This window comes from Gluconacetobacter entanii (genome assembly GCF_013155425.1).
Lineage (GTDB): Bacteria > Pseudomonadota > Alphaproteobacteria > Acetobacterales > Acetobacteraceae > Novacetimonas > Novacetimonas entanii.
The window spans coordinates 1-10,017 of sequence record NZ_JABJWD010000057.1 but is presented as its reverse complement, the minus strand read 5'-3'; the positions used below and the strand labels follow the sequence as shown (position 1 = coordinate 10,017).

Genomic DNA, 10,017 nt, shown 5'->3' with positions numbered 1-10,017 from the left:
GTCGAGCAGATCGCCATGCTGCCCCGTCGCGCCATCCGTCCATTTCCCCGCACGGCCACGGCCGTCCGGTCCACCATGCAGGCGGACATAAAGTGACCGCCCGGGGGTGTTGTGGACGTCGCCGACCAGCCAGTAATTGCCGTGCCGTCGCCCGGCCGAGAGGTAATGCCGACAGACCGCCTCGGCGTTCTCGGCCAGCCTGCGGGCCAGATCGCCAGCATCCCATGACTGCGCATTGGTCAGGGCAATGTGCGGGTTGCTGGCAAACGCGTCCCGCAGGGCCAGCGTGCGCCAGGCCGTCAGTTCGGTGAGCAACCGGTCGGGCAGCGGCTTGATCCCGTCTTCCTCCTCGGGCTCGACGTCTGGAGCAATGCTATCGCCCTCCTGATAACCATGGCCTGTGCTATCATGGTCCTGCCCATCATATGCAGGGCGATCGTATTCATCGGCGCTGCCCGCATCATCGGTCTCTTCCGGCTCACTCGGCATGTCCTCGGGCAGGACGAAGCCCCGCTCCACCTGCAGCGTGCCATCACTGTCGAGGCTGACGAACGCCCCCGCCCGCGCCATGTCAGCGGAATCGAACGTCAGGGGCCGTTCTTCCAGGGCAAGAATGGCCCGTTCGATCTCGCCCAGCCTTGCATCAACCTTATCAGGGTATTCGTCGGCCTGGGCGTATTCAGCCTCGATACTTTCCTGCTCGGTATGAAGGACCTCGAGACGGGCCGTCTCTTCATCGGTCAGGGGCACTTCCGTGCCATCGATCTCGACGAACTGCCGTGTGTGACCCCATGGGAAAGATAGGGCCGTCTCGACCCATTTCCAGCCTTCGGCACGGATATCTTCCGCGGCTGCGTGCAGCTTTTCCATGACCAGCCGGTCCAGAATGGCGGGATCCTGCAGCCACCCACCGTCATCCGCTTCGAACAGGTCGCGCATGATAGGACCACCGGCCGCAAGATAGGTATCCAGTCCGACGAAGCGCACGCGACGATCCGAGGCCCGCACGGTTTTCTCGGTCAGCATGCGGCGGATGACATAGGGTTCGCGGTTATGGCTCTGGGACACGATGTCCCACACCTGTTCCTGACGGGCATGGTCATCGCTGATGGAAAAAGCCATCAGCTGTTCCAGCTTCATGCCGTCCTGCTCATAGATATCCAGCAATTTGGCCGACACGGTCATGAGACGCAGACGCTGCTTGACCACGGCCGGTGCGACAAAGAACGCGGCGGCGATTTCCTCTTCGGACATGCCCTTTTCCAGCATGTCACGGAAGGCGCGGAACTGGTCCAGAGGATGCAGGGCCAGACGCTGGACGTTCTCGGCCAGGGAATCATCCTCGGCGAGAATGGCCGATCCGGCCGCGCGTACCACGCATGGCACGGCCGCCGTCTTCGCCAGTTTTTTCTGCTTCACCAGCAGTTCAAGGGCACGGAAACGACGCCCACCGGCGGGCACTTCATAGCTGCCGGTCTCGGTCCCATCGTCATTCAAAACGGGACGGACATTCAGGCTCTGCAGCAGCCCTCGGCGCTCGATGTCGCGGGCCAGTTCCTCGATCGACAGGCCGGATTTCACACGCCGCACGTTGGACTGGGACAGCACCAGCCGGTTGAACGGAATGTCACGGGACGAACTGAGGCTGATTTTGGAAATAGTGGTCGCCATGACGAAAACTCCATGACGGGCGGACAGGAGCCTCTCTCCCACCCTCTCAACCCGTCACGAAAATCCGCGCAGCCCTCTGACTCTGAAAGCTACCCCCCATACCAAGTAATTCCCTATTCCCGGCAAAAAAAGTCAGCAAAGGGGGAAAGCGGAATGTCTGCTATCCGCCCGAAGAACGCAAAAGCGGACATCGCCTTTCTCTTATTAAGACGATGCGATGCGCTCCAACTGGAGCGGATTCATATAATCCCGGATCAACGTCACCTTGCCGGCACGTCTTGTGATGAACCAGACATAGCTGATGTCTCGGGGAGCGCCATCCGAGATCCTGTGATGATGACCTGTGGCTTCCACGATCAGTTCATCGCCGACTTCACGCACGTGCACATCTCTGAGCGAGCCGAAGCGAATGAACGTCGGCAGACGCTGCATGTATGCAGCGATAGCATCCCGTCCCGTTAAACGGGTCGGAGAGCCGTCCGGAGCAAATGGAAACTCATGCACGGCATCTGCATCATAGATCGACATCCAGCCGTCGATATCGCCACGTTCAAGGGCTTCAAATGCTGTTTCGAGCCAGTCAGGAAGGACAGATGTTGGTGACATGCAGTGCTCTCCGGCATAAATTAAAGACTATGAGTTCAGAGGCTTCACCTATAACGGACCGAGAGTCCGAAATACAACATAAAAATCGGGGGCGGCCGCCAGTCGCCCTTGAAGGCATGCTGGCAGCCGCAGATATGCTGTTCGCTCAAAGTAAGCTGCCGGGTTCGGTGACGATGGACGCTATCGCCGCAGCCGCATCTGTCGGGAAAGGAACCTTATTTCGAGCATTTGGTAACCGGGACGGCCTTCTGGACGCGCTGTGGGCCACGAAGATCGCCATCCTTAAAGAAAGAGTGACGACCGGTGTCCCACCATTTGACGAAAGCGCTGCCCCCCTGGACCGCCTTATTGCATTTCTCGATGCCATCTTAATGTTTAAGATTGCGAACAGGCACCTGATCCATGCCCGAGAAGCCACCGGGGGATTACTGCAATCTCCGCATTATCGATGGATGCACGCGAAGACGAAAAACTTCATTATGGAGGCATCAAATCAGGTTGATGAAGATTATGCGATCTATAGTGCCCACGCCTTACTGTCTGCGCTGCATATTGATCTAATCGACGAAATGCTGGCTCAGGGTCTGTCTGTTGAGACAATTCGGCAACTTCAGGCTGCCCGAGGAAAAGGCGTAATCCGTATTGCGTAAGAAGCTGCCACTGGCGGCCTGTTTTGGAATTCTCCAGGAAAATTGACAGCTAAATGGGGAGGGCGGACTATCGGTCTGGAAGTGCGGAGATCCGTAAGCTGACGTCCTACGGCTGACGAAGCGTTTTCTCTCTTCCGCCTGAGATGCAGGACGCCCTGACCGCAACCAGGTCTCACGCTGTTTCTCAGGCAACGGGTTTCACAGGAGCGTCTATCCGGGCGTCCATGCCGCCGGTGATGATGTCCTTGATCCGGGGGGCGTCAAGCACTGTGTAGGGATAGCTGCGCGGGGTTGCGCTCACCTCGTCAAGACGCGCTACCTGCTCGGATGACAGCGCCAACTTGGTGGCGGCCAGATTGCTTTCGAGTTGGGCAAGTGTGCGAGGGCCGATAATCGGAAACGAGCCCTTGGCGGCTACCCAGGCAATGGCGACTTCTCCTGGCGTCACGTCCATCTCTGCCGCGACCTGAAACAGACGGTCAATAATGGCCGTGCGTTGTGGCGTATTTTCAGGCTGGAAGCCGGCACCGGCCCAGGCCTCGTTGCGCCGATCTGTAGCTTCCTCTGCCCGATACTTCCCGGTCAGGACGCCGCCACCAAGCGGCGAGAAAGCAACCACACCGAGGCCAAGTGCCCGGGCTGCAGGAATCAATTCATCTTCGGTTGCACGCTGCACGAGGCTGTGTTCGACTTGGATACCCGCAATCGGAACAGCGCCGCGAATCTCCGCGATCGTTGCAGCTCTTGCCACGCGCCATGCTGGGAAATTTGACAGTCCGGCATAGAGGATCTTGCCGGCACGTGCGAGGTCATCGAACCCCCGCACAATTTCTTCAAGCGGCGTAACACCATCCGAAACATGCGCCCAGTAAATGTCGATGCGGTCGGTCTTGAGCCGCTTCAGGCTTGCATCGACGGATGACACCATGGCCTGACGACTATTGCCGGTTTCGAGGATGCCGGACGTCGCATTGGTCTTTACTGAGTATTTTGTGGACAGAACGAATTCGTTGCGTCGTCCCGCAAGCAGGTTTCCCAGAAATTCCTCGGACTGTCCTTCCTGATAACCGTTGGCAGTATCGATGAAATTCCCGCCCGCCTCAGCGTAAGTGTCCAGAATGCGGCGCGCTTCGTCCGGCTCCGCACCATGTCCACCCCAGGCGCGGCCAAAATTCGCGGTCCCGAGCAGAAGCTCAGAAACCCTCAGGCCGGTGTGTTCGCCCAAAAGTTTGTATCGCATATTAACTGACATTTTCATGTCCTCCCGCGAGCAATTACGCTACAAGTGGTTCACTGATCCAGTTAAACGGACCACTGAACCACTTGTCAAGCGGAACCCATGCGAGCCGACGCCCAAAAAAATTACGACCGCCTTCTCATGAGCGCACGCGAAGCCATCGCAGAAGATGGCGTAAACGTTTCCATGCGTGACATTGCCCGTCGTGCGGGTGTGGGATTCGCCACACTGTTGCGTCATTTTCCGACCCGGGAAACCTTGTTTGAGGCTTTGCTTCGAACAGCTCTTGATGAACTTACCAGGACAGCAGAGAGGCTCGAGAAATCCGCTTCGCCTTCGAACGCTCTACTCTCATGGCTCAGCGAGGCCGTGAGATTTATGGGGGCCTACAATGGTGTCGTCAGCATGATGTCCATTGCCCTGGAAGACGAGAATTCCGCCCTCCATATCTCCTGTACCAACCTGCGGTCGGCAGGCGCTCGGCTTCTTGGTCGTGCTCAAGCCGAAGGAACGGCGCGCAACGATATCGACGGGACGGATTTATTTGGGCTGATTGGTGCTCTTGGCTGGCTGGGAGAGCAGCCTTCATTTGCGGCACGCACCAGCCGATTTTTCGATGTCATCACAACGGCTATCATGACCCCGAAAGCCAGCGGGCAAATCAAACAGATTACGTGATGAGGCAACGACAGCCGCTCGACGTGCCTGCGTCTCCTGCGTAGGGTTTCATCGATTCTGGTCGGGGAAACGACAACCTTGCCACCCCACTGGACGAATCAAGGCGGTGATAAGCTCATGACGGCCACATAATAGCTCCATCCAGTGCTCTTCCGGCTTTCCCGCTGGATCTTTCGTTTCGGGATCCTCCGTGAAAGGATCGCAGCTATCGACGTAGCCCGGCTAAGCAGTTCTCTCAGCTACGATCAAGTGCCATGCGCCTTCGGCTCGTGCCGAGCAGCACGAGCGGCACAGCTGCCAGGTTGATAGCAGCTACCGCCAACCAGATCGCACCGGGCCATTGTCGATGCACAGTGAAGTAGAACGCCGTGAAGCCAAGTGGCGCGATGATCGATGCAAGGCTCACCGTCGAGGCAAGCAGGCCTTGCAACTGCCCTTGGCGGTCATCGTCTACGGCCCGGGTGGCGAGAGCCTGAAGGGTTGGTGTGCCAATGCTGCCCAACGCGAATACAGGCATGATCAGGAATACCATCCACCCGCGGGAGGCGAACGCCAAGCCGACCAAAGCAACACAGGAACAGGCGAGACCGGTCAATATCGCTTTGCGCTCACCCAGTCGCTTCGTTGCCCGTCCAGGCAGCACGGCTTGAACCAGTGTCTGCCAAACGCCGAACGCGCCTAACGACAGGCCAATCCAGAAGCCGTTCCAGCGGAAAGCGTCATAGCCCCACAGAGCCCAGCAGACGCCGTAAGCCTCGCCCGCTCCACTCAGTGCAAAGTAGACGAGCACGAAAGGCAGAAGCCTCGGCATCGAAAACAGCCTGCGCAGGGGAGCTAAAGGGTTCAAGGCCCTCGGATCGAAGGGGGCCGTCGAGCGGGGGTGTGACTCAGGCAGGGTGACGAATGCGAGCAGCAGGTTGGCGGCATTGAGTATGGCCGCTGCGATGAAAGGCAGGCGAACCCAGTATTCGCCGAGCATTCCGCCCAGAACCGGGCCGACGATGAAACCGGCGCCGAACATTGCGCTCATCATGCCGAACCGGCGAGGGCGTAACTCTTCTGGCGTAATGTCCGTGAGGTAGGCCGTAGCGACCGATACGTTGGCGCTCGTTAGCCCCGCTACGGCCCTCCCGAGCAGCAGCATCCAGAGCTCGAAGGCAAACCCCATTACGACGTAGTTGGCTGCCGCCCCTGCCAATGAGACGAGCAGGATTGGTCGCCGTCCCAACCGGTCGCTCAACGCACCCAGAACAGGCGCGAAGACGAATTGCATGGCTGCGTAAAGCGATGCGAGCCACCCGACGCAGGCAGCGACATCGCCCGTGTGCGTCACATCCTGAATAAGCCGAGGCAGGATCGGAAAAACGACCCCGATCCCCGCAGCGTCAAGCGCGACCGTGGCATAGATGACGGTAAGCGAGCGTCGCGTTGCGCGCTGATCAGTCGACACGAACGACCAACTTGCCCGTGACGCTTCTGGATTGGCTTGTTTCCTGTGCCTGTCTTACCTGGTCGAGAGAGAAAGTCTTTTCGATGTGCAGCGTGAATGCGCCGCTTTCGCAGAGCTGCGCCATCGTGGTGAACAGGCGCGCAGGATCGACGGGAGGCCCATGCGAAAACTTCGCGCCATATTCCTCGGCCGAGAAGTCGGCGACCGAGAGGACATGAGAAGCATCACCGACGATGGCGATCAGTTCCGGGATGATCCCTGAGCCGGCAACGTCGATGGCGGCGTCTATCCCAAACGGTGCTAGCGCGCGAACACGCTCGGCAAGACCTTCGCCATAGGTGGTGGGGATCGCGCCGAGGCTGGCAAGATACTCCTGCTTGCCCGCGCTCGCCGTGCCGATCACGGTGATGCCGCGCAGTCGTGCGAGCTGAAGTATGGCCGTGCCGACACCGCCCGCGGCGCCACTTACCAGTAGAGTCTGATTCTCCTGGACGCCGACCTGATCGAGCGCACGCGTCGCCGTCTCGGAGATGACGGGGAGACCCGCCGCGACTTCGAAGGAGATCACGTCCGGTTTCCGCACCCAATGCGTCAGGATCGCCTGTTCGGCCATCACGGCATCGCCGAAGCCGAATACGGCATCGCCGATCGCCACGTCCGTGACGCCTGGACCGACTTCGGTCACAACTCCTGATCCTTCCACGCCGAGGCCGGCAGGGAAGTGGACCTCCTCGAACGCACGATATTGCCCTTCGCGCCGCTTCCAGTCCGACGGGTTCACGCCAGCGGCATGGACCTTGATCCGGATTTCGTCCGATCCGGGGCGAGGCATATCGACCTCGACCAGGCGCAGCACGTCCGGGCCACCATATTCATTGAACTCGACTGCCTTCATCTTCACGCTCCATCTACCACAGCATTCCAGGCTGCGGATGAGGCCATCAGCCGAAGGCTGTGGCGAGAATTTTGGAGACGCTGGCCGGATCATCAGTTGATCGACGTGTGCTTGGCTGCCGTACCGCGCATGGCGCTGGCAGCCGCTTTTCGCGACGACAAATATCTAGCAGCGTCGGGCTAATGCAGCAACGTTTGGCACAGGTCTGCAGGGCGTCAGGAACCAGCTTGTCAGATCGCGGTTTATGCGCGCGATTGAGCGAAAAGCGGCGGTCTAGACTAGGCCGCTTTTCCGTGATCGTTATCGGCCAAGAGGACCACAAAAAGCCGTCTATAAATTTGCATAGTCATCTCTTTCCGGATCGGTATGGTTATCTGAACGCTCATAATATGTCTGCTATCCGGAAATTTTCCGTAGGAGCATAATGTCCGAGATGAGGCGTATCCCGCCTGTCTGTTTCATATTCCTTGAGCGGTCAGGCAGCACAGCGGAGTATGTCGCCGGTCAGCTTTCGGATCTTGCAAAGATAAGGTTGAATGACCGGGATAAGGTAGGCAACTACCTATCCTCTTCGAGATCTTTGAGCAGACAGGCAGTTTAGACAGAAAGCCAACTATCAACAGTAAGATCAGAAACGAAACCATTCCTACAGGCTTCTGCAACTATAGCTATCCCCAGTGAATACAATTCAGAATGTCAGTTTAATCAATTTGACTTCCCAGCATAGAGACCGACGCGGACGATCTTCAGCGGCATGGCGTCCTACGAAGGCTCTATTATCACCACTCCCAAACGACGGGTTCCCAGACGTAACCAGCATGTTCTTCTCGGATGTGGCCTATACCAGGGAATGGAAAATGAGGAACGTGGACGAGAGGAGCCTCAACACTTGTAATTTTTTCAAGAAGTCTCATACGGGTGACGATCGCTTCCACCGGATCATTGTCGACACCTAGCTCCCAATCCGGCCGAGCAAGTGTAACTACAAAATGATGTAGCGCGTCTGCAGTATATATGAGTCTTTTACGATTTGACGTAATAATAAACGCCATCATGCCTGGGGTATGACCAAATGCACGAATGGCACGAATCCCGGGCATGATTTCCTGTTCACTATCAAAGAACGAGACACGATCCTCAATAGCCTTCAGATGACGTTGTGCACCGAGGATCGCGGCGCGTGCCATCTCATCACCAAAGGGGCTCGAAATTTTGATATTTGGGTCGGTCCAGAAATCCCACTCTTCTTTGCTGATCATATAGTGCGCGTTAGGAAAAACATGCTCGCCTGTCCGCGTTATCGTTCCAAAAATATGATCCGGGTGCGCATGGGAAACGAGCACGATATCTATTTCGGAAGCTTTTACTCCAGCATTGGCCAGATGTTTTACGAGCAAACCCGCACTTGGCCCTAAACTATCACCGCATCCATTATCGATGAGAACCTTCTTCCCATTCCCTTCTATAAGTAACGTATTGATATGCGTGTATGCAGTGTCAGATGACAGAAATTTCTTTCGTAGAATGGTGTCAAATTCCTGACTGTCCGCCTTCGGCGCAAGTGCAGCCTGAGGATCATCAAATACGAGGAAGCCATCACTTACCGAAGTGACTGTGAGATTCCCCAAAGAGAAGCTGTAAAATCCTTGTCCCTGATGGAAACGGGACGCATACTGGCTCGAATTCGATGTGGACATGCTACGACTTTCATCTGGATTCTATATGTGATCCGAAAATCCGACGGTCTCATATAGTTAAAAAAATGCCTTCGCCGTTATCGTAGTGAGTTCCACATTTTTCCAAACGTGTAAGATCTGCCATATTGAAACTTAAAAAATCACGTGCAACGCTGTCGCTTTAGCGACCGCCTGAGTAATATTACTAGCATTCAGCGCTGAACGGGCACTAACTAGATGCGCACGTACAGCCCGTTCTGTGATACCGATAATCATTGCTGTTTCTGAAGCAGTTTTTCCAAGAGATGCCCATTTCAGGCATTGCTTCTGCCGCGCCGTTAATGCCACTTCAGCTTGCGGAAAATGGCCGATGGCAAGAACATTTTCATGTAACTCACGCGCTAACTGAATAAATTGGGCCTGTAATGAAACGCAGGTGGATTTCCATTGCTCTGGCCTTTCAAGGCTGGAAAAACAGACCATCGCCCGGTTTACGAGGGGGCCTCTCAATGGGACAACAAAACCGCTTCTAAAAATACCTCGCTCTGCAGCATGTAAACGCAATTCTCTCGATTTCGCATATGGTGATGATATATCAGAGAATAATGCAGGCTTCAGAGAACCAAGGCCATAGCTAACTACCGGATCAACATGGATATATTCCTGCTGATGATAATAATCTAGCCATTCTTTAGGAAACGTTGTTAGACAGAATGGGACATCAAGATCAACTGAAAGTATACATCCTGATACATATGTTATATCTGTGCCAATAATGTTTTTTAAATAATAAATTTTATTAATAAGATCATCTGTAGAGAACGATTCATTACGCATTTTTTTATACTTATATTGTGGAAAATTATCCCGCAACGTTGCCATCTAATTTTTGATGCAAGATTTCACCTACTCTATACAGATACGATCAGACTTCTAGATACGAACAACATCACCTATTCACAGATGGTAGCGGCTCAGATATTGTAGCATGAGATATACATAATGTCTGCTTCATGGGGCCGGCCTTAGTCAATTAAATGTCTGACATGAGGGCGAAATCCGACATTAGGGCCTGTTAGATCTTGAATTTCTTCCCATATTGTAGGGATGGAAGAAGGAGACAGAACAGGCACCTTTACGGACGAGACATGGGC

Annotated in this window: 8 protein-coding genes and 2 pseudogenes; 2 read left to right on the top strand and 8 right to left on the bottom strand. The window is 55.5% G+C overall.

Features of this window, described 5'->3' with window-relative positions; all coding sequences use genetic code 11:
* The 3 genes and pseudogenes from HNH97_RS18470 to HNH97_RS10805 form a co-directional block, all read right to left on the bottom strand.
* Nucleotides 1-243 (bottom strand): annotated as a pseudogene (locus tag HNH97_RS18470) (DNA primase); the annotation flags it as partial.
* A pseudogene (locus tag HNH97_RS10810) lies at nt 238-1,671 on the bottom strand (ParB/RepB/Spo0J family partition protein); the annotation flags it as partial. The pseudogenes HNH97_RS10810 and HNH97_RS18470, both read right to left, overlap by 6 nt.
* Before the next feature lie 204 nt (nt 1,672-1,875).
* Complete coding sequence (locus HNH97_RS10805) at nt 1,876-2,277, bottom strand: nuclear transport factor 2 family protein (protein ID WP_171790879.1); 402 nt, start codon at nt 2,275-2,277, stop codon at nt 1,876-1,878.
* Nucleotides 2,278-2,393: 116 nt separating this feature from the next.
* On the opposite strand from HNH97_RS10805, the gene HNH97_RS10800 reads away from it, so the two are divergent.
* Complete coding sequence (locus tag HNH97_RS10800; protein WP_171790878.1) at nt 2,394-2,927, top strand: TetR/AcrR family transcriptional regulator; 534 nt, start codon at nt 2,394-2,396, stop codon at nt 2,925-2,927.
* 184 nt (nt 2,928-3,111) lie between these two features.
* Here HNH97_RS10800 and HNH97_RS10795 read toward each other — a convergent pair whose 3' ends face one another.
* A complete protein-coding gene (locus HNH97_RS10795; protein WP_216657623.1) occupies nt 3,112-4,185 on the bottom strand; it encodes an aldo/keto reductase in 1,074 nt (357 codons plus the stop codon).
* Nucleotides 4,186-4,266: 81 nt separating this feature from the next.
* Between HNH97_RS10795 and HNH97_RS10790 the strand changes: the two genes are divergently transcribed.
* Entirely contained in the window at nt 4,267-4,842 is a 576-nt protein-coding gene (locus HNH97_RS10790) for a TetR/AcrR family transcriptional regulator (RefSeq protein WP_171790877.1), read from the top strand.
* A gap of 235 nt (nt 4,843-5,077) precedes the next feature.
* Here the strand turns inward: HNH97_RS10790 and HNH97_RS18300 are convergent, their stop codons facing one another.
* From HNH97_RS18300 to HNH97_RS10770, 4 genes are all read right to left on the bottom strand, one after another.
* Entirely contained in the window at nt 5,078-6,292 is a 1,215-nt protein-coding gene (locus HNH97_RS18300) for a TCR/Tet family MFS transporter (RefSeq protein ID WP_171790876.1), read from the bottom strand.
* Complete coding sequence (locus HNH97_RS10780) at nt 6,282-7,187, bottom strand: NADP-dependent oxidoreductase (RefSeq protein WP_171790875.1); 906 nt, start codon at nt 7,185-7,187, stop codon at nt 6,282-6,284. The genes HNH97_RS18300 and HNH97_RS10780 overlap by 11 nt, the downstream gene beginning before the upstream one ends.
* Before the next feature lie 779 nt (nt 7,188-7,966).
* The gene (locus tag HNH97_RS10775; RefSeq protein WP_083824502.1) at nt 7,967-8,884 is read right to left on the bottom strand and encodes an MBL fold metallo-hydrolase; all 918 of its coding nucleotides are present in this window, start codon (nt 8,882-8,884) and stop codon (nt 7,967-7,969) included.
* A 132-nt stretch (nt 8,885-9,016) separates the two neighbouring features.
* The gene (locus HNH97_RS10770) at nt 9,017-9,745 is read right to left on the bottom strand and encodes a helix-turn-helix transcriptional regulator (protein WP_171790874.1); all 729 of its coding nucleotides are present in this window, start codon (nt 9,743-9,745) and stop codon (nt 9,017-9,019) included.
* Between the last annotated feature and the right edge of the window lie 272 nt (nt 9,746-10,017).

Bases quoted from the DNA above. Each gene is read 5' to 3' on its own strand.
- HNH97_RS10795 (WP_216657623.1), bottom strand. From the start codon at position 4,185: ATGAAAATGTCAGTTAATATGCGATACAAACTTTTGGGCGAACACACC.
- HNH97_RS10805 (WP_171790879.1), bottom strand. From the start codon at position 2,277: ATGTCACCAACATCTGTCCTTCCTGACTGGCTCGAAACAGCATTTGAA.
- HNH97_RS10780 (WP_171790875.1), bottom strand. From the start codon at position 7,187: ATGAAGGCAGTCGAGTTCAATGAATATGGTGGCCCGGACGTGCTGCGC.
- HNH97_RS10775 (WP_083824502.1), bottom strand. From the start codon at position 8,884: ATGTCCACATCGAATTCGAGCCAGTATGCGTCCCGTTTCCATCAGGGA.
- HNH97_RS10800 (WP_171790878.1), top strand. From the start codon at position 2,394: ATGCTGGCAGCCGCAGATATGCTGTTCGCTCAAAGTAAGCTGCCGGGT.
- HNH97_RS10770 (WP_171790874.1), bottom strand. From the start codon at position 9,745: ATGGCAACGTTGCGGGATAATTTTCCACAATATAAGTATAAAAAAATG.
- HNH97_RS10790 (WP_171790877.1), top strand. From the start codon at position 4,267: ATGCGAGCCGACGCCCAAAAAAATTACGACCGCCTTCTCATGAGCGCA.